Annotated in this window: 18 protein-coding genes; 9 read left to right on the top strand and 9 right to left on the bottom strand. The window is 62.7% G+C overall.

What is annotated here, in order from left to right; all coding sequences use genetic code 11:
• Positions 1-121: 121 nt before the first annotated feature.
• Positions 122-1,615 carry a MocR-like pyridoxine biosynthesis transcription factor PdxR gene (gene pdxR / locus NKH71_RS15500; RefSeq protein WP_352467513.1) on the bottom strand — a complete coding sequence of 498 codons (1,494 nt, stop codon included), beginning with the start codon at positions 1,613-1,615 and terminating at the stop codon, positions 122-124.
• Positions 1,616-1,620: 5 nt separating this feature from the next.
• Between pdxR and NKH71_RS15495 the strand changes: the two genes are divergently transcribed.
• From NKH71_RS15495 to NKH71_RS15485, 3 genes are all read left to right on the top strand, one after another.
• A complete protein-coding gene (locus NKH71_RS15495) occupies positions 1,621-1,776 on the top strand; it encodes a hypothetical protein (RefSeq protein WP_156948037.1) in 156 nt (51 codons plus the stop codon).
• A 94-nt stretch (positions 1,777-1,870) separates the two neighbouring features.
• A complete protein-coding gene (gene pgi, locus NKH71_RS15490; RefSeq protein ID WP_352895149.1) occupies positions 1,871-3,514 on the top strand; it encodes a glucose-6-phosphate isomerase in 1,644 nt (547 codons plus the stop codon).
• Positions 3,515-3,519: 5 nt separating this feature from the next.
• Positions 3,520-4,242, top strand: coding sequence for an HAD family hydrolase (locus tag NKH71_RS15485; protein ID WP_352483294.1), 723 nt, complete (start codon positions 3,520-3,522; stop codon positions 4,240-4,242).
• On the opposite strand, the gene NKH71_RS15480 is transcribed toward NKH71_RS15485, so the two are convergent.
• A complete protein-coding gene (locus NKH71_RS15480; protein ID WP_352483293.1) occupies positions 4,226-4,960 on the bottom strand; it encodes a class I SAM-dependent methyltransferase in 735 nt (244 codons plus the stop codon). The genes NKH71_RS15485 and NKH71_RS15480 overlap by 17 nt on opposite strands.
• Before the next feature lie 7 nt (positions 4,961-4,967).
• Entirely contained in the window at positions 4,968-6,929 is a 1,962-nt protein-coding gene (locus NKH71_RS15475; protein WP_352791079.1) for a long-chain fatty acid--CoA ligase, read from the bottom strand.
• A 479-nt stretch (positions 6,930-7,408) separates the two neighbouring features.
• Here NKH71_RS15475 and NKH71_RS15470 point away from each other — a divergent pair, with 479 nt between their 5' ends.
• Genes NKH71_RS15470 through NKH71_RS15450 form a run of 5 tightly spaced genes read left to right on the top strand, consistent with a single transcriptional unit; the run spans position 7,409 to position 12,693 of the window.
• The gene (locus tag NKH71_RS15470) at positions 7,409-9,001 is read left to right on the top strand and encodes an ABC transporter substrate-binding protein (protein ID WP_023717882.1); all 1,593 of its coding nucleotides are present in this window, start codon (positions 7,409-7,411) and stop codon (positions 8,999-9,001) included.
• 58 nt (positions 9,002-9,059) lie between these two features.
• A complete protein-coding gene (locus NKH71_RS15465; RefSeq protein WP_352483291.1) occupies positions 9,060-10,067 on the top strand; it encodes an ABC transporter permease subunit in 1,008 nt (335 codons plus the stop codon).
• 1 nt (position 10,068) lies between these two features.
• Positions 10,069-10,986: an ABC transporter permease subunit gene (locus NKH71_RS15460; protein WP_023717881.1), complete on the top strand. Its 918-nt coding sequence runs from the start codon at positions 10,069-10,071 to the stop codon at positions 10,984-10,986.
• Positions 10,987-10,990: 4 nt separating this feature from the next.
• On the top strand, positions 10,991-11,866 hold the full coding sequence (locus tag NKH71_RS15455; protein WP_352483290.1) for an ABC transporter ATP-binding protein: 876 nt from the start codon (positions 10,991-10,993) through the stop codon (positions 11,864-11,866).
• Complete coding sequence (locus NKH71_RS15450; RefSeq protein ID WP_352483289.1) at positions 11,863-12,693, top strand: dipeptide ABC transporter ATP-binding protein; 831 nt, start codon at positions 11,863-11,865, stop codon at positions 12,691-12,693. Before NKH71_RS15455 ends, NKH71_RS15450 begins: the two co-directional genes overlap by 4 nt.
• Before the next feature lie 22 nt (positions 12,694-12,715).
• On the opposite strand, the gene NKH71_RS15445 is transcribed toward NKH71_RS15450, so the two are convergent.
• A complete protein-coding gene (locus tag NKH71_RS15445; RefSeq protein ID WP_023717878.1) occupies positions 12,716-13,636 on the bottom strand; it encodes a LysR family transcriptional regulator in 921 nt (306 codons plus the stop codon).
• A gap of 93 nt (positions 13,637-13,729) precedes the next feature.
• On the opposite strand from NKH71_RS15445, the gene NKH71_RS15440 reads away from it, so the two are divergent.
• Complete coding sequence (locus NKH71_RS15440) at positions 13,730-14,602, top strand: NAD(P)H-dependent oxidoreductase (protein ID WP_352791077.1); 873 nt, start codon at positions 13,730-13,732, stop codon at positions 14,600-14,602.
• On the opposite strand, the gene NKH71_RS15435 is transcribed toward NKH71_RS15440, so the two are convergent.
• The 5 genes from NKH71_RS15435 to NKH71_RS15415 form a co-directional block, all read right to left on the bottom strand.
• Positions 14,533-15,825 carry a cysteine desulfurase-like protein gene (locus NKH71_RS15435; protein WP_352548809.1) on the bottom strand — a complete coding sequence of 431 codons (1,293 nt, stop codon included), beginning with the start codon at positions 15,823-15,825 and terminating at the stop codon, positions 14,533-14,535. The genes NKH71_RS15440 and NKH71_RS15435 overlap by 70 nt on opposite strands.
• Positions 15,826-15,855: 30 nt before the next feature.
• Positions 15,856-16,530 (bottom strand): amino acid ABC transporter permease, encoded by a 675-nt coding sequence (locus NKH71_RS15430; RefSeq protein WP_023717875.1) that lies wholly within the window; start codon positions 16,528-16,530, stop codon positions 15,856-15,858.
• A gap of 109 nt (positions 16,531-16,639) precedes the next feature.
• Positions 16,640-17,431, bottom strand: a complete 792-nt coding sequence (locus NKH71_RS15425; protein WP_023717874.1) for an ABC transporter substrate-binding protein — start codon at positions 17,429-17,431, stop codon at positions 16,640-16,642.
• A 177-nt stretch (positions 17,432-17,608) separates the two neighbouring features.
• Positions 17,609-18,004: a RidA family protein gene (locus tag NKH71_RS15420; protein WP_352483286.1), complete on the bottom strand. Its 396-nt coding sequence runs from the start codon at positions 18,002-18,004 to the stop codon at positions 17,609-17,611.
• 75 nt (positions 18,005-18,079) lie between these two features.
• Positions 18,080-19,228 (bottom strand): acyl-CoA dehydrogenase family protein, encoded by a 1,149-nt coding sequence (locus NKH71_RS15415; protein WP_352483285.1) that lies wholly within the window; start codon positions 19,226-19,228, stop codon positions 18,080-18,082.
• Positions 19,229-19,240: the final 12 nt, after the last annotated feature.

The following is a 19,240-nucleotide window of genomic DNA, read 5'->3' as shown; positions in this document are numbered from 1 at the left end:
ACAGCGACTATGCCGCCGGCATTGGCACAGCCTATGTGCCAGCCGGTCCCGTCGCATATGCCAAGGAGCTAAAGAACCGGAGCCGCACTACATGCGCCAGGCTCCGGTCGGGGAAGGGAGATCAGGCCGCTGCCGGCCTGCGTCCAGCTGCCGTCGCCAGTTCGCGGATGCCGGGTTCGATGTGCTGCAACGCGATCGAGGAAATGCCCAAGCGCATGAAACGCGATGGCTTTTCGGTGCGGTCGAAGAAGCGGTCGCCAGGCTCGATGATGACGCTGCGCGAGGCCGCGGCCTCCGCCAGCCCGCGCGAATCGGTGCCGCGCGGTCCCTCGAGCCAGAGCGACGTGCCGCCGGCCGAATCGGTCGAGCGCCACTCCGGCAGGAAGGCGGAAATCGCATGGACCAGACGCTTGCGCCTCTCGTCGAAGGCGCTCGACAGCCGCCGCACCAGCGCCTCGTGATGGCCGAGCGACAGGAACAATGCGACGGCGCGCTGGTTGTTTGCCGGCGGGTGGCGCAGCATGAAGCGGCGCAGCGCCCGAAGCTCGGAGATCAGCCCGGCCGAGGCGACGATGTAGCCGAGCCTGAGGCCGGGAGCCAGCGTCTTCGACATCGAGCCGACATAGACGACGCGGCCGGACCGATCGAGGCTCTTCAGCGCCTGCTGCGGCGCCTCGTCCAGGAGCTGGCTGTCATATCCGTCCTCGATGATGATCTGGTTGTAGCGGTTGGCGCGCGCCAAAAGATCCTGCCGCCGCTCTGCCGACAGCGGCACCATGGTCGGGCAATGGTGGCTGGGCGTGACGAAGACGAAGCCGGAATCATTGGGAATGGCCGAGGTTACGATGCCGGAGTGGTCGACCGGAACCGGCTGGATGTCGGCGCCGGCCAGCCGGAAGATCGAACGTGCATCGGGATAGCCCGGGTCCTCCATCGCCACCTTCGAGCCCTTGGTCATCAACAGCGTCGCCAGCATGTAAAGCGCGTTCTGCGCGCCCAGCGTCACGATGATCTCGTCCGGATTGGCGAAGATGCCGCGCCGCGGCAACAGCCGTGCCTGGATCTGCTCGATCAGGAGGGGATCGTCGCGGTCGACCATGTCGGACGCCCAGTTGCGGATTTCGAGCACCGCCAGCGCCATGCGGTTGCACTCGCGCCATTCGGCGGTCGGGAACAGCGCCGGGTCGAACTGGCCATAGACGAAGGGGTAGGACGATTTGATCCAGTTGTCGTGCTTGGCCGGCGGTGGCATGTCGCTCGCCGCGATCTGCCGGCGGGCCTTCCAGTCGATCTCGTTGGCTTGGTCGGGCGCCTTCTGGTGCGGTTTGGCCGGCGTCGCCAGCACTTCGGGATTGACGAAGTGGCCGCGGCGCTCGCGCGCCACCAGGAAGCCCTGGTCGACCAGCTGCTGGAAGGCCAGCACCACGGTGCCACGCGCTACGCCGAGTTTTTCGGCGAGAATCCGGCAGGACGGAAGCGGCATGGAAGCCGCGATCTGCCGGTCGAGGATAGCGGCGACGATCGCCTGACGGATCTGCGCCTGCAGGGTCTGACCGGATTCCGCCGAAATCCGGAACAGGCCGGACCATATGGCCGTGTCGTTTCTCTGTGGCATGGGAGATGTTCCTCGATGGCCAGCTTTTTTCACTTGGCTGGACCAGTCGAATGTACCGGTGGCACAAGGTGTTGCGCCAATCAATTTTTCTGATCGCTGGGATTTATGCCAGTGATCCTTTGCGCCGGCCCACGCTGCGCTGCGGCATCGCTGCGCATTGAAACGGATGGAATTCGACCCGATAGTTTGCCGCGACGACACGCGCCGGAAACATCCGGCCTGATAAGATGCATCTCAAGAGACCGGAGCGAAGCAGTGGATCAATCGTCCTTTCAAAAGCAGCTCGACTTGTTGCGCGATCATCGTGCGGCCAAATCGGGCTCGATGCGCGAGGCTTTCGCTGCCGATCCGCAGCGCTTCGAGAAATTCTCCGCCAGCGACGGCGACCTGCTGCTCGACTGGTCGAAATGCGCGGTCGATGCGCGGACGATGGAGTTGCTGGAGAACCTAGCTGAGGCCGCCGACCTCGAAGGCCGGCGCGACGCGATGTTTGCTGGCAACAAGATCAACGTCACCGAAGGCCGCGCCGTGCTGCACACGGCGCTGCGTAACCTTACCGGCAAGGGCATCGTGCTCGACGGCCAGGACGTGAAGGCAGAAGTCCTCGGCGTACTCGACGCGATGGGCGCCTTCGCCGACGCGGTGCGTTCCGGCAAGGCGGCCGGCGCCACCGGCAAGAAAATCACCGACATCGTCAACATCGGCATCGGCGGCTCCGACCTCGGCCCGGCCATGGCGACGCTGGCGCTGGCGCCCTATCATGACGGTCCGCGCGCACATTACGTGTCCAATATCGACGGTGCCCATATCCACGACACGCTGAAGGGTCTTTCCGCCGAGACCACCCTGTTCATCATCGCCTCCAAGACCTTCACTACGGTCGAGACGATGACCAACGCCGAGACGGCACGCAGATGGGTCGAGAAGGCGCTCGGCAAGGAAGCGGTCGGCAAGCATTTCGCTGCCGTCTCGACGGCGCTCGACCTGGTCGCCAAATTCGGCATCGCGCCCGATCGCGTCTTCGGCTTCTGGGACTGGGTTGGCGGTCGTTATTCCGTCTGGGGTGCGATCGGCCTGCCGGTGATGATCGGCATAGGCCCTAAGGATTTTCGCGCCTTTCTCGACGGCGCCCATGAGATGGACGAGCATTTCCGCACCGCGCCGCTGGCGAACAACCTGCCGGCGCTGATGGGGCTGATCGGCTGGTGGCATCGCGTGATCTGCAAATATCCCGCTCGCGCCGTCATCCCTTACGATCAGCGTCTGTCCAGGCTGCCGGCCTATCTGCAGCAGCTCGACATGGAATCGAACGGCAAGAGCGTCACCCTGGATGGCGGTGCTGTAACGACGCCGACCGGCCCGCTGGTCTGGGGCGAGCCCGGCACCAACGGCCAGCACGCCTTCTTCCAGCTTCTGCATCAGGGCACCGATTTCATTCCGGTCGAATTCCTCGCCGCTGCCGTCGGCCACGAGCCGGAACTGAAGCATCACCACGACCTTCTGCTTGCCAATTGCCTGGCGCAGTCGGAAGCCTTCATGAAGGGCCGCACGCTGGAGGAGGCCCGCGCGCAGATGCTGGCGAAAGGCGTGAAGCCCGCCGATGTCGACAGGATTGCTCCGCACCGCGTCTTCTCCGGCGACCGCCCCTCGGTGACGATCCTCTACAGAAAGCTCGACCCACGTACATTCGGACGGCTGATTGCGCTTTACGAACATCGCGTCTTCGTCGAAGGCACGCTGTTCAACATCAACTCCTTCGACCAGTGGGGCGTCGAGCTCGGCAAGGAACTGGCGACCGGGCTGCTGCCCGTCGTTGAAGGCAAGGAGAATGCCGCAAAGCGGGATGCCTCGACTGCCGGACTGGTGGAATACATTCACCGCTTGCGCGGCCCGGAGTGAAAAGCTTGGCGGACATCAAGGGAATATTGTTCGACAAGGACGGCACGCTCGTAGATTTCAACGCGACATGGCTGGGCATTGCCGACTTCATGGCGATGGATGCGGCCGAAGGCGATCGCTGGAAGGCAGACAGGCTGCTTGCGGCGGCGGGCTTCGACTTCGCCACCAGGCGCTTCAAGCCGGATTCGATTTTTGCCTCCGGGACCAACATGGACGTCGTCGAGCTGTGGTTTCCGCGGCTATCCGACGAGGACCAGATGCTTGCCGTCGCCCGCTTCAATGCCATCACCTCGGCGCAAGGATCGGCGATGGCCGTGGCGCTGCCGGGTGTGGTCGAGACGCTTGAGCTGCTTCACAGAAAATCCTACCGGCTTGGCGTCGCCACCAACGACTCGACCAGCGGCGCGGAAAAGACCTTGGTCACGCTGGGCGTCGCGCAGCTTTTCGAAGCCGCCTATGGTTACGACGCGGTGGCCAATCCAAAACCGGCGCCGGATACGATCCTTGCCTTTTCGGATCTGACAGGGCTCAGGCCGGCGACGATCGCAATGGTCGGCGACAATCGTCACGATCTGGAGATGGCGCGCGCCGGCGGCTGCGGCCTGGCGATCGGCGTACTGTCCGGCACCGGCACACGTGAATCGCTGTCGCAGATCGCCGACGTCATCCTCGATTCGATTGCCGATCTGCCCGATTTTCTTGCGGCCCGAGTCAGCGAGACGGTCTAGACTCGCAGCTAGCTGGTCCGAACGAGAACACGCCGCTCGGTTTCATCGCCGCATTCCTGCCCTCGCCGACATCCGGCACCTCGTATTCGGCCAGCAGGCGAAGCCGCGAGCGCGGCAGATAGGCGCGGCCCGGATCGCCGATCAGCACGGCGATGCCGGCAGCAAGGCAGCGGTCGAGGAAGGGAACGACCCGGCCGGCAAGATCGTGGGCGTAAAACAGGTCGCCGACCACCACGATGTCCACTGGTGGCGGCGGACCGCCGGTGATGTCGTTGCCAATGATCATGATAGCGACGCCATTCGCAGTCGCATTGAGGCTGAGCGCAGCCACACCATTACGATCGATCTCGGCCGCGACGACCTCGCTGGCTCCGGCTTTCGCCGCAGCGATGCCGACGAGGCCCGAGCCGGAGCCGAGGTCGAGAACGCGGCGGCCGGCCACGCTTTGCGGATGGTTGAGTATATAGCGGGCAAGCACCGCGCCGCCGGCCCAGACATAGGCCCAGTACGGTGGCTCCGGTTCAGGTCCGTCTTCTTCGGTCCCATGTTGGTTCCATTCGAGAAGCCGCCTGAGGCCGCTTCCCGGATGGGCGGTGTAAAGCCGGATTTCGGGAAGCGCGGGCACGGGGGCGATCCGCATGTGCGCCCGGATGAACTCTGCCGGGTCTGGCCGCGAACCTATATCCACGGCGTTGGTGCCGACGATGCAATCGCTCAAGCTGCGCCTAGCCCCGCAACGCTCGTCGCAGGATCTTGCCGACCGGTGTCTTCGGCAGTTCGGTGCGGAATTCGATATATCTGGGACGCTTGTAGCCGGTCAGGTTCTCGCGGCAATAAGCCGTCAGCATCTCGGCGGTCAATGCCGGGTCCTTTTTGACGACGAACAGCTTTGGCACTTCACCCGAATGCTCGTCCGGCACGCCGATGGCCGCCACTTCGAGTACGCCCGGATGCTGCGCCACCACCTCCTCGAGTTCGTTCGGGTAGACGTTGAAGCCGGAAACCAGGATCATGTCCTTCTTGCGGTCGACGATCTTGGTGTAGCCGCGCTCGTCCATGAAGCCCATGTCGCCTGACTTGAAGAAGCCGTCCTTGGTCATCACCTTGGCGGTCTCGTCCGGCCGGTTCCAGTAGCCGGCCATCACCTGCGGTCCGCGGATGCAGATTTCGCCGACCTCGCCGAGCGGCAAATTGTTGCCGTCGTCGTCGCGGATGGCGATCTCGGTCGAGGGCAGCGGCAGCCCGATCGTGCCGGTGTAGACTCCGTCGCTGAATTTGTTGGCGGTCGCCCCCGGCGAGGTTTCGGAGAGTCCGTAGGCCTCGCTGATCGGGCAGCCGGTCAGCGCCTTCCAGCGCTCTGCGATGCCCTTCTGCACTGCCATGCCGCCACCCAGCGTCAGGATCAGCGGCTTGAAGTCGAGCCTGCGAAAATCCTCATTATTGAGCAGCGCATTGAACAGCGTGTTGAGGCCAGGAAAGATGTGGATCGGGTATTTCTGCAGCTCCTTGACGAAGCCGGGAATGTCGCGCGGATTGGGGATGAGCACGTTCTGCGCGCCCTGCTGCATTCCCATCATCGCGTTCACTGTGAGTGCAAAGATATGATAGAGGGGCAGCGCGCAGAGGAAGTTCATATGCGCCGGTTTCGGCTTGACCGTGTAGGCGTCTTCGACCCAGAGCGCGTTCTGCGCGACGTTCGCCAAGACATTGCTGTGCAAAAGCATCGCGCCCTTGGAGATGCCGGTCGTACCGCCCGTATATTGCAGGAAGGCGATGTCGTCGGCCACGACCTCGGCGGGTTTGAAGGTCACGCCGGCGCCGGCCTTCAATGCGGCGTTGAATTTGACATGGCCGGGCAGCGACCATGCCGGCACCATCTTCTTGACGCGGCGCACGACGAAGTTGACGATCGTTCCCTTGAGCCCGCCGAGCATGTCGCCCATCGTGGCGACCACGACATGCTTGACCGCGGTCCTGGCGATCACCGCCTGCAAGGTGCAGGCGAAATTTTCGAGGATGACAATGGCTTGAGCGCCGGAATCCTTGAGCTGGTGCTCAAGCTCGCGCGGCGTGTAGAGCGGATTGATGTTCACCACGACATAGCCGGCGCGAAGCACCGCCATCATCGCCACCGGATATTGCAGCACGTTCGGCATCATCAGCGCGACACGTGCGCCCTTCTGCAGCCCCTTTGATTGCAAATAGGCGCCGAAGGCAGCCGACTGTCGCTCAAGATCGGCATAGGTGATCGATTTGCCCATGCAGACGAAGGCCGGCCGGTTCGCAAACTGCTTGCAGGCGGCGACGAGAAAGTCACCGATCGAGCTGGAGGGCAGGGCGCCGATCTCGGCCGGCACGATCTTTGGGTAACTCTGGAGCCACGGTTTTTCAGGCAGGCCGGCGGCCAGCGAGGTGATCGCCTTCGGCAATCTTCTGGCTGAAGCTGCCGCCTGTTTGGGCGCTGTCGGCACTGCCTCCGCCGCCGGCTTGACGGTGGGGTACTTTGCGGCAGGCGCCGTCTTGCCGGCTGCCGGCTTGGCAGTCTTTCCAGCCGCGGTCTTCGCCGGCTTCGCACTTGCCTTCGCGGTAGTCTTCGGCTTGGCGGCGGCCGCTTTTGGCTTGACCGCTTTCGATGTTGCCTCGGCCTTTGCTTTCGCCGCGGTTGTTGTCTTTGCCGGTTTTGCCACCTGTCGCTCCCTCAATCGTTCTTATTGTTTCGGCACGCTTGAGCGCCACCGCCGCCCCTGACAAACAAAGGTATCCCACGCTTGCCGCAATGTCCGGAGCCTGGGGAATCCACCACGCTGTCCACCTATCTATGTATTGCCACTAGCAGCGGCCGTGCAAGCCTCGCCCACCTGGCAGTGCGGCAAGACTTGCCATCAAAGCTCTCGGCCGCGACCGGTTTTCGGACGCGCATCTCTTGAACCGAACGGCTCGATTCCCCGAATTGGCGGCATCGCCGATCAACAAAAAATTGAAGTCGCTAATAATGTCGTGATCTGCGGATTTGGCTCGTTTTTTCCACAATTCGCCGCATGCCGGATTTTTTTTCTGCTTCCCGTGGGTTAGGCAAACAAGCAGTTCCAAAGCCAGAAAAACGGTGCTTATATGCGGCCTTCGCGAGCCTGATAGAGGGGCTTGGAAGAACATCAGGGAGTGCTCAATGAAAAAGAAACTGACTTTTGCAGCCGCGTTGCTGGCTGCAAGCGTCCTCGGCGGCATGGCCAATGCAAAACAACTGGTCTATTGCTCGGAGGCATCGCCGGCCGGCTTCGACCCGTCGCCATGGAGCGGCGGCAACGACTTCGACGCTTCGTCGCGCACCATCTATTCGCGCCTGGTCGAGTTCGAGCATGGGAAGACCACCATCTCGCCCGGCCTGGCGGAGAGCTGGACGGTTTCCGACGACGGTCTCGAATACACCTTCAAGCTTCGCCCGGGTGTGAAATTCCAGACGACGGATTATTTCACGCCCACGCGCGACCTCAACGCCGACGACGTGATCTTTTCCTTCGAACGCCAGTGGAAGAAAGAAAGCCCCTGGTACAGCTACCTGGAAGGCACCGGCTGGGAGTATTTCACCGGCATGGGCTTCCCCGATCTCCTGAAGGAAATCGTCAAGGTCGACGATCTGACGGTGAAGTTCGTGCTGAACAAGCCTGAAGTCGCCTTCCTGCCGGACCTCGGCATGGATTTCGCTTCGATCGTTTCCAAGGAATATGCCGACCAGCTCGACAAGGCCGGCACCAGGCAGCAGTTCACCCAGAAGCCGGTCGGCACTGGTCCGTTCCAATTTGTCGACTATCAGGTCGATGCGGTCGTACGCTATGCGGCATGGGACGGCTACTTTGGCGGCCGCCAGAAGATCGACGATCTGATCTTCGCCATCACGCCCGATCCGGCCGTGCGCGCGCAGAAGCTGAAGGCAGGCGAGTGCGATATCATGTCATACCCGGCGCCGGCCGACATTGCCGGGCTGCAGGGTGACGCGAACCTGAAAGTCGACGAGCAGGAAGGCCTGAACATCGGCTATCTCGCCTACAACACGACGCTGCCGCCCTTCGACAAAGTCGAGGTCCGCAAGGCCCTCAACATGGCGGTAAACAAGAAGGCGATCATCGACGCGGTCTATCAGGGCGCCGGCGCGCCGGCCATCAACCCGATCCCGCCGACCATGTGGTCCTATAACAAGGACATCAAGGACGATCCCTACGATCCGGAGGCGGCCAAGAAGATGCTGGCCGATGCAGGCGTCAAGGATCTGTCGATGAAGATCTGGGCTATGCCGGTCAGCCGCCCCTACAACCCGAACGCCCAGCGCGTCGCCGAGTTGATCCAGGCCGACTATGCCGCCGTCGGCGTCAAGGCGGAGATCGTCAGCTACGAATGGACGGAGTATCGCCAGCGCGGCAAAGCTAAGGATCGCGACGGCGCCTTCCAACTGGGCTGGACCGGTGACAATGGCGATCCGGACAACTTCTTTTTCCTGCTCGGTTGCGATGCCATCGGCCAGTCCAATTATGCGATCTGGTGCAACCAGGAATTCGAAGCCCTGCTGAAAAAAGGCAAGGCGACGACGGACGTCGCCGAGCGCACCAAGATCTACGAGGAAGCTCAGGTGGTGTTCAAGCGTGAGGCTCCGTGGCTGACCATCGCCCACTCCAAGGTCTTCATGCCGATGAACAAGAAGGTGTCGGGCTTCGTTATGGACCCGCTCGGCATTCATCGGTTTGACGGCGTCGACGTCACCGAATAAGTCCTGAGAAATTGAACGGCGGCGCTGGACTTCCTGCGCCGCCGTTCTATGAAGCAAGATGCTCCGTTATCTCCTCCACAAGCTCGCTTTGATCATCCCGACCGTGTTCGGCATATCGCTGGCGGCGTTCGCTTTCGTCCGGCTTCTGCCCGGCGATCCCATTCTGGCCCTGGCCGGCGAGCGCGGCGTCAGCCCCGAACGCTACGCCCAGCTCATCGAGCAGTTTGGCTACAACCGGTCTTATGTCATCCAGTACCTGGAATATATCGGCAGGGTCCTGACCGGCGATTTCGGCATATCGATTGCCACCAAGCGGCCAGTGCTCGGCGAATTCCAGGCGCTGTTTCCAGCCACGCTGGAACTGGCGACGGTGGCGTTGATCATCGCCGTCCTGCTCGGCATTCCTGCCGGTATCTTCGCGGCGGTCAAGCGCGGCTCGTGGTTCGACCAGGCGACGATGGGTGTCGCGCTGACCGGCTATTCGATGCCGATCTTCTGGTGGGGGTTGCTGCTCATCATCTTCTTCTCCGGTTATCTCGGCTGGACGCCGGTTTCCGGCCGCATCGGCCTGCAGTATTTCTTCAGGCCGACGACCGGGTTCATGCTCATCGACAGCCTGATCTCCGGCAGGAGCGGCGCTTTCAAATCCGCCGTCAGCCATTTGATCCTGCCGTCCATCGTGCTGGCGACGATCCCGCTTGCCGTCATAGCGCGCCAGACTCGCTCGGCGATGCTCGAGGTGCTGGGCGAGGACTATGTCCGCACCGCGCGCGCCAAGGGCCTGGCGCCGCGCCGTGTCATCGGGCTGCACGCTTTTCGCAACGCGCTGATTCCGGTGGTCACCACCATCGGACTGCAGGTCGGCACGTTGATGGCGGGCGCCATTCTTACCGAAACCATTTTTTCCTGGCCCGGCATCGGCAAATGGATGATCGACGCCATCGGCAAGCGCGACTATGTCGTCGTTCAGAGCGGATTGCTGATCATCGCGCTGATCGTCATGGCGGTGAACCTGATCGTCGACGTGCTCTACGCCGTCATCAATCCGCGCATCCGGGTGCAGTGAGATGACCGACGAATCCGCCGCCGAAGCCACCGCTGCCTCCATCCCGACAGGCGGCAGGCAACGCGCCTTCGCCGAGTTCTGGCACTACTTCTCGATGAACACCGGCGCGGTCATCGGCCTTGTCGTGTTTTCGGCGTTGGTGCTGGTGGCGGTCTTTGCGCCGTTCGTCGCGCCGCATTCGCCCGACGAGCAGTTTCGCGATGCGCTGCTGGCGCCCCCTGCCTGGCAGCAAGGCGGCAAATCGATGTTCCTGCTCGGCACCGATGCGGTCGGCCGCGACATGCTTTCGCGGTTGATTTTCGGGGCGCGTTTCTCGCTGTTCATCGGCCTGGTGGTGGTCGTCTTCTCGCTCACCAGCGGCATCGTGCTTGGCGTGCTCGCCGGCTATTTCCGCGGCTGGGTCGACACGCTGATCATGCGCATCATGGATATTATCCTGGCCTTCCCGTCGCTGCTTCTGGCGCTGGTGCTGGTGGCGATCCTCGGCCCCGGGCTGTTCAACGCCATGCTGGCGATCGCGCTGGTGCTGCAGCCGCATTTTGCGCGTCTCACCCGCGCCGCCGTGATGGCCGAAAAGAACCGCGAATATGTCATCTCCGCCAAGGTGGCTGGTGCCGGTCATCTTCGCTTGATGGTGAGGACGATCTTGCCGAACTGCCTGGCACCGCTGATCGTGCAGGCCACCCTGTCCTTCTCCAACGCCATTCTCGAGGCTGCGGCGCTCGGCTTCCTCGGTGTCGGTGCGCAGCCGCCGACGCCGGAATGGGGCACGATGCTCGCCTCGGCGCGCGAGTTCATCCTGCGCGCGCCTTGGGTAGTGACCTTCCCCGGCCTTGCCATTCTGATCACTGTGCTTGCCATCAATCTGATCGGCGATGGTCTGCGCGATGCCTTCGATCCCAAGCTGAAGAGGTCATAATCCAATGCCTCTTCTCGAGATCAAGAACCTGACCGTTTCCTTCGACACCGCCGCTGGACCATTCATGGCGGTACAAGGCATCGACCTGTCGGTCGAACCGCGCGAGGTGTTGGCGATCGTCGGCGAATCCGGTTCCGGAAAATCAGTGGCAATGCTGGCAGTGATGGGGCTTTTGCCCAACACGGCGACGGTGAGGGCGGACCGCATGGCCTTCGACGGCATCGACCTGCTTAAGCTCGGCCCGTCCGAGCGGCGCAAGATTGTCGGCAAGGACATCTCGATGATCTTCCAGGAGCCGGTCGCCAGCCTCAACCCGTGCTTTACCGTCGGCTTCCAGATTGAGGAGGTGCTGCGCTTTCACATGGGCATGGACCGCGCCCAGCGCCGGGCACGCGCCATCGAACTGATGAAGTTGGTCGGCATCGCCGACCCTGAGGAACGGCTGGGCTCCTTCCCGCACCAGATGTCGGGCGGCCAGTGCCAGCGCGTCATGATCGCCATCGCCATCGCCTGCAATCCCAAGCTTTTGATCGCCGACGAGCCAACCACGGCCCTCGACGTCACCATCCAGAAGCAGATCCTCGATCTGCTGGTCGGCCTGCAGGCCAAATACGGCATGGGCCTGATCATGATCACCCACAATATGGGGGTGGTTGCCGAGACCGCCGACCGTGTCATCGTCCAATACAAGGGCCGCAAGATGGAAGAGGCCGACGTGCTGTCGCTGTTCGAATCCCCCAAGAGCAATTACACGAGCGCGCTTCTGTCGGCGCTGCCGGAAAACGCCGTCGGCGACCGGTTGCCTACTGTTTCCGACATGCTGTTCGAGCCGGCCCCATCTGTAGTCGCAGCCCGATCCGCGGGAGGAACCGCCACATGAGCGTGACGGTAGTCGAAGGCAAGAACATCGTGCGCGACTATCATGTCGGCGGCGGGCTTTTCCGCCCCTCCCGTACGGTTCACGCGGTCAAGGGTGTTTCGTTCAGCGTCGACAAGGGCAAGACGCTGGCCATCGTCGGCGAGAGCGGCTGCGGCAAGTCAACGCTCGCCCGCATCATCACTCTGATCGACCCGGCGACCTCCGGCGAGCTTTTCATCGACGGCAAGAAGGTAGACATCGCGAGGGACGGCCTGTCGAAGGAAATGCGCCGCAAGGTGCAGATTGTCTTCCAGAACCCCTATGGTTCGCTCAATCCACGCCAGAAGATCGGCGACGTGCTTGGCGAACCGCTGCTCATCAACACCGACAGCACGGCCGGCGAGCGGCGCGATCTCGCCATGAAGATGCTGAAAAAGGTCGGTCTCGGCCCCGAGCACTACAATCGCTACCCGCATATGTTTTCGGGCGGCCAGCGCCAGCGCATCGCCATTGCCCGCGCGCTGATGCTCAACCCCAGCCTCCTGGTGCTGGACGAGCCGGTCTCGGCACTTGATCTTTCGGTGCAGGCGCAGGTTCTGAATCTGCTCGCCGACCTGCAGGATGAGTTTCAACTGACCTATGTTTTCATCAGCCACGACCTGTCGGTGGTGCGCTATATCGCCGACGATGTGATGGTGATGTATTTCGGCGAAGCGGTCGAATACGGCTCGCGCGACGAGGTCTTCGCCGACCCCAAGCACAGCTATACCAGGACGCTGTTCGCGGCGACGCCGCGTGCCGACGTCGCCAGCATCAAGGCAAGATTGGCGAAAAAGAAGGCCGCCTGATCCGGCGAGGTTTGCCGGCCGGCTACCGCTTCTCGATCCCCGGAATGCCGGAGATCTGCTCGGCGAGAAAGTCGACCAGCAGCCGCACCCGGGCAATGCCCGCACGCTCCGGAACGATCAGCATGCTCAGCGGGACGGGAGGCGGAAAATAGCCCGGCAGGATAATTTCCAGCCGGCCGGCCGCCAGAAGATCGTCGACAAGCCAGTGGTGGGCGGGTGCGATACCGCGTCCGGCGACAAGGGCTTTGCGCGCAGCAAGCCCATGGTCGACCCGAAATCGGCCGCCAAAGGGCACCGCAAAGCGCTCGCCGCCCGGCCCCTGCAGGGCGAGCGTGTCGCTTCCCGCGATGTTCGACATCCGAATGCCTTCATGGCCAGGCAGATCCTGCGGGACAGCCGGTCTGCCCCGGGCCGCCAGATAGGCCGGCGCCGCCACCAGCAGACGCCGGGACTGACCGAGCGCCCGCAGCTTCATCGAGCTGTCGGTGAGCGGACCGAGGCGAAGCGCGATGTCGACGCCCTCCCGCACAAGGTCGATGCGCTCGTCGGTTAGGCTGAGATCGATGCCGATGTCGGGATAACGGTCCTGAAAGGCGAAGATCAGCCGGCTGACGTGCAAGACGCCGAGCGCCGCCGTGCAGGATATCCGGATCGTGCCAGCCGATGCGCCGCGCGTGCCTCGCGCCTCATCGCCGGCCTGCTCAACGAGGCGCAGGATCTGGACGCTGTCGGCATAGTAACGGCTGCCTTCATCGGTCATCGTGACACGCCGGGTGGTCCTGCTGAGCAAGGGCACGCCGACGGCCTCCTCGAGCTCCCGCAGATGCCGCGTGACCGTCGACTGACCAACTCCGAGCTCGCGCGCCACCGCCGAGAGGCTGCCGCGCTCGGCGACGCGAACGAAGGTGCGCATGCGCTCGAGGGTGACGTCCGATTTATCCATTATTCGGCATTATCTTATACATTTCCTACATATAGTGGATTAGCCGACGGCTGGCTACCTTTGGTGTCTATCGTCCTTCTTCGGAGTAGACCCATGAAAGTCCTGCTTGTTTTTGCTCATCCTGAACCGAATTCGCTCAACGGCGCACTGCGTGACGTCGCCATCAGGGAGCTCGAGACCCAAGGCCACGAGGTGCGGGTGTCTGACCTCTATGCCGATGGCTGGAAATCCGAGGTGGACCGTGCCGACTTTCCGTCGTGGCCGCCCGAAGCACGCTTCCTGCCGGCCGGCGCCTCCAAAAAAGCTTTTGCGAGCGGCACTCTGACCGATGACGTCAAAGCGGAGATCGACAAGCTGCTATGGGCCGACATCCTGATCCTCCAGTTTCCCCTGTGGTGGTACGCCATGCCGGCGATCCTCAAGGGCTGGGTCGATCGGGTGTATGCCTACGGCTTCGCCTATGGCGTCGGCGAGCACAGCGATAAGAGGTGGGGTGACCGCTTTGGCGAGGGAACGCTCGCCGGCAAGCGCGCGATGCTAATCGTTACCACCGGCGGCTGGGAGGAGCATTATTCCGCCCGCGGCGTCAACGGCCCGATCGACGACCTGCTGTTCCCGATCAACCACGGGATTCTATACTATCCGGGCTACGACGTGCTTCCGCCGTTCGTGGTCTACAGGGTGGACCGTTTCGGGGAGGCCGATTTCGAGCCTGTCGCGGAGCGACTGCGCGAAAGGATGCGGACGCTCGAGACAATCCAGCCCATTCCTTATCGGCAGCAGAATGGCGGCGATTACCTGATCCCAAGCATGCAGTTGCGCCTCGGCTTGGAGAACCCGGGTGCGACCGCCTTCGCCCTTCACGAGGATCGCGCCGGCGCCGCCGGCCAGCCCGATCAGGACAGCCGGGCAATGATGGTGCGAAGCGCCTCGCCGAAGCGCCGGACTTCCTCGATCGTATTGTAATGCACCAGCGAGGCGCGGACGGCGCCGCTGTCCATGCTGAGGTTGAGCCGCTTCATCAGGCGCGGCGCATACATGTGGCCGTCGCGAATGCCGATCTGCATCTCGGCCATCTCCTCGACGATCCTCTGCGGCGACAGCGTGCCGATGTTGAAGCAGAAGGTCGGCACGCGCTCGCGGAGGCGTGCCTCTTCGGCCACGCCGTAGATCATCGCGCCGCAATCTTTGAGCACCGCCAGCATTTCGCGCGCCAGCACCTGCTCGTAATCGCGAATGGCATTCATACCGGCGACGATGTTGTCGCGGCGCGATCGGTTATTGGCTGGAGCGAAATTGCGGCCGATCGATTCGAGATAGCGCACCGCGGCATCCATGCCGGAGACGTTCTCGTAGATGAAGGTGCCGGCCTCGATCTTATAGGGCGGCTCGTCGGGAATGAAGTCCTCGCGGAAGGTCGGCAGACGCTTCAGCGTTTCGAAGCGGCCCCACAGGAAGCCCATATGCGGCGAGAAATTCTTGTAGCCGGAGCAGACCAGATAGTCGCAGTCCCATGCCTGCACATCGATCAGCCCGTGCGGGCCGTAATGCACGCAGTCGAGGAACACTTCGGCGCCTGCCGCATGCGCGATCCCAGCCACTGAAGCAACGTCGACGATCGAGCCGATCGAATGCGCCGTCACCGTGCAGGCCACGAGGCGGGTGCGCTCGGAGACCAGCGGGCGCAAATCGTCGACATGCAGATTGCCGTCCTCGCGCATCCGCCACCATTTGAACTTGGCGCCGGCGGGTGCCAGCGCCAGCCACGTCGCGATATTGGCATCGTGATCCATGTCGGTGATGACGATCTCGTCACGCTCCCCGTTTGGTCGCTCAGAAAGCATCTGGCCGATGCCGAGGCTGACCAGGCGGATGAACGAAGTGGCGTTCATGCCGAAACAGATCTCCGCCGGGTTGGTGGCGTTGATCAGCAAGGCCACGCTTTCGCGCGCGCCGGCGACGGCTTGATCGACGGTGACGCTGCGGCCGTAGCGGCCGCCGCGCTGCACATTATGCGCGACCAAATGGTTGGTGACCGCGTCGAGCACACTTTGCGGGATCTGCGCGCCGGCGGCATTGTCCATGAAGATGAAGTCGCCGGCCTGCTGCAAGGCGGGAAACATGGCGCGGATCGTCTCGACCGGGAAAGCTGCGGCATCGCCCGTTTTCGAAATCTGATGCTGGTTCAAGGTCGTCTCCTGCGAAGTGCGCTGACAGATTCAGCGGGTCTTTTCGGTTTGAAATCGGCGTTCAAGGAGGCTGACGAGACGGACCATCGGCCAGAGAAAGATGAGATAGACCAGCGCGGCGCCAATCAGCGGTGAGGGGTTGGCATAGAGCGATTGCGCGTTGGTCGCTTCCTTCAGCAGTTCGGGCAGCGCCACGGTGGAGGCGAGCGAGGTGTCCTTGAACATCGAAACGCAGTTGCTGGTCATCGGTGGAATGACGACGCGGATCGCCTGCGGCAGCACTACCTTGCGCAAGGTCAGCAAGAACGGCAGGCCGAGCGCCTGCGCCGCCTCGAACTGGCCGCGCGGAATGCTTTCTATGCCGGAGCGGAACACCTCGGCCGAATAGGCCGCCATGATGATGGCGAACGCCATCACCGCGGAAGTCCAAGACGACAGGCGTATGCCGAGAAACGGCAGCGCATAGTAGATCAGGATCAGCACGACCAGCACCGGCATCGCCCGGAAAATGTCGATGTAGCCGACAGCCAGCAGCCGAAGCGGCTTTGGCGCATAGAGCCGCACCAGGCTGATCGCGAGGCCGACGGGAATACCGATGCCGATGCTCATGATTCCGAGCAGCAGCGTGTTCAGGAAGCCGCGCAGCAGTGCCGGCAGGCTGGAGATCATGACGTCGGCGTTGAAGAAGGTGTCCAGCAGCGACATCGCAGCATTCCCGAAACGTTTGGCGTCCCGCGACGCTCGAGCCCGAGCCCGAAATCCGAAATCGTGCCGGCATCGAAAGCCGGCACGACATTTAAGCGCGAACTGCCGCTCAGGCCTTCGGCATAGGCATTTCCTTGACGGTCGAGGAATCGGCCGGTGCGTCGCTGCCGAACCACTTCTTGTGGATCGCGGCCAGCGTGCCATCCGTCTTCATCGCGGTCAGCGCGTCGTTCAGCTTGCCGAGCAACGGGTGGTCCTTGGTCATCATCAGGCCGTACTGCTCGCCGGTCTTGATGCGCTCTTTTACGGCGAGATCCTTCATCCTGGTGAAAGAATATTCCAGGCCCGGAATATCGCTGACCGCCGCATCGACGCGGCCGGAGCTGAGATCGAGCAGCAAATTCTGCTGCGTGTCGTAGCCCTTGACGTCACTGAACCCGTCCGCTTCCTGGTGCGCCTTGACCCAGGTTTCGCCGGTCGAGCCGGACAGCACGCCGACGATCTTGCCCTTGAGGTCGGCCTCGGCCTTGATTGGGCTGTCGGCCTTCGCGGCGATGCCCATGTCGGAATCATAGTAGGGTTGCGTGAACGACTGCGACTTCAGCCGCTCCGGCGTGATGGTGATCGACGAAATGGCGACGTCGATGCGCTTAGAGGTGGTGGCGGCGAACAGCGCCTGGAAACCGAGGTCGGCGATGTCAGTGGTCATGCCGATACGCTTTGCCGCTTCGTTGATGATGTCGACTTCGAAACCCTCGAATGTACCGCTCTCGTTCTTGTATTCAAAAGGCGGATTGGTCGGATAGGCGCCGACATTCAGCGTGCCTTCGGCATAGGCCGGGCCGCCGGCGATGCCGATGGCGGCAGCAACAAGAAGCAGGTTGCGACGGGTGAAGTTCATTTTCGTTCCCTCTGGTTGTGATCGGACGGGTTGGCCCCGCACGGTTTTGATACGCCAAGTAACCGGACTGCCGGAAAGCCCTCCCGGCACGGCAGTCGTAAGACATCGGATGCTATCCAAAGTACCGCGCTTTTCAAGGCGAAAGTTTTAAGCTTAAAAAATTGCCGCGTGTTGCCATCAGTCCGGAATAACCGCCGTGGCCTGGATCTCAACCTTGGCGCGATCCTCGACCAACGCCATCACCTGCATGGCGGCCATCGCCGGAAAATGCCGGCCGATCACCTCGCGATAGACCTCGCCGATCCCCTTGAGATTGGCCAAATATTCCGCCTTGTCGGTAAAGTACCAGGTCATCGAGGTGATATGCTGCGGCTTGGCGCCGGCCTCGGCGAGCACGGCGACAATATTGGCCAGCGTCTGCTTCACCTGGCCGACAAGATCGTCGGTCTCGAAGCGGCCCTGCCCGTTCCAGCCGACCTGCCCGCCGACGAAGACAAGCTGCCCACGCGCGGCGACGCCATTGGCGTAGCCGACGGGTTTCGCCCAGCCTTCCGGCTGCAGGATGGTGTGCATATCAAAGCCTCCCAATGCTCAAATCCGGTCGCTCAAAACTCAAAGACAATCAATTCTTCCACACAAACTCCGGTCTCAGGCCGCTCCCATCACTTGCCGTGCAATCACCACCTTCTGCACGTCCGACGCTCCCTCGTAGATGCGCAGTGCCCGGATCTCGCGATACAGTCTTTCGACGATATGGCCCCTGCGGACGCCGTCGCCGCCATGCAGCTGCACAGCCCTGTCGATCACCTCCTGCGCCTTGTCGGTGGCGAACAGCTTGGCCATCGCCGCTTCGCGGGTGACACGGGCGGTCCCCATGTCCTTGGTCCAGGCGGCGCGGTAGACCAACAAGGCGGCGGCATCGACATCCAGCGCCATCTCGGCGATGTGGCCCTGCACCATCTGCAGCTCGGCCATCGCTGCACCGAACAGCCTGCGCTCGGCCACTCTTTTGATGCTTTCGTCCAGCGCGCGCCGGGCAAAGCCGAGCGCAGCTGCCCCGACCGTCGAACGGAACACGTCGAGCACCGACATGGCGATGCGAAAACCATCACCGGGTTTGCCGATCAGCGCCGAGGCTGGAACGCGGGCATTGTCGAAAGACAGCCGGGCGAGCGGGTGCGGCGCGATCACCTCCAGCCGCTCGGCGATGGTCAGGCCCTTTGTCTCGGCCGGCACGATGAACGCCGAAAGCCCCTTGGCACCGGGCGCTTCGCCAGTACGGACAAAGACAACATAAAAGTCAGCGATACCGCCGTTGGAGATCCAGGTTTTTTCGCCGGATAGGATATAGCTATCGCCGTCACGCGTGGCCGTCATTTCCATATTGGCAACGTCCGAGCCCGAACGCGCCTCCGACAGTGCGAAAGCCGAAATCGCCTTGCCGGCCCGTGTCTTCCCCAGCCAGTGCTGCTGGTCTGGCGTGCCGAACAGGCTGAGCGCGCCGGTGCCGAGCCCTTGCATGGCGAAGGCGAAATCGGCCAGCCCGTCATGCCGGGCCAGCGTTTCGCGCGTGAGGCACAATGTGCGCACGTCGAGTGCTGCAGGGTTTTCGGTGTCGAGCGCTGTCGGTTTCAGCCAGCCATCCCGGCCGAGCTTGGCCACCAGCTCGCGGCAGGCTGCGTCGACATCGTCATGCGCGACCGGCAGGTTCTTGGCGCACCATGCCTCCAGCCGCTCTGCCAACTCGCGGTGATGGTCCTCGAAAAACGGCCAGGTGAGGAAGGAACGGTCAGGCATTTCTGCCTCCAC

Origin of the sequence: Mesorhizobium sp. M0983, from assembly GCF_040318975.1 — a bacterium.
Lineage (GTDB): Bacteria > Pseudomonadota > Alphaproteobacteria > Rhizobiales > Rhizobiaceae > Mesorhizobium.
Note: the sequence above shows the minus strand (reverse complement) of the source record. Positions and strands in the feature narration are given on the sequence as shown.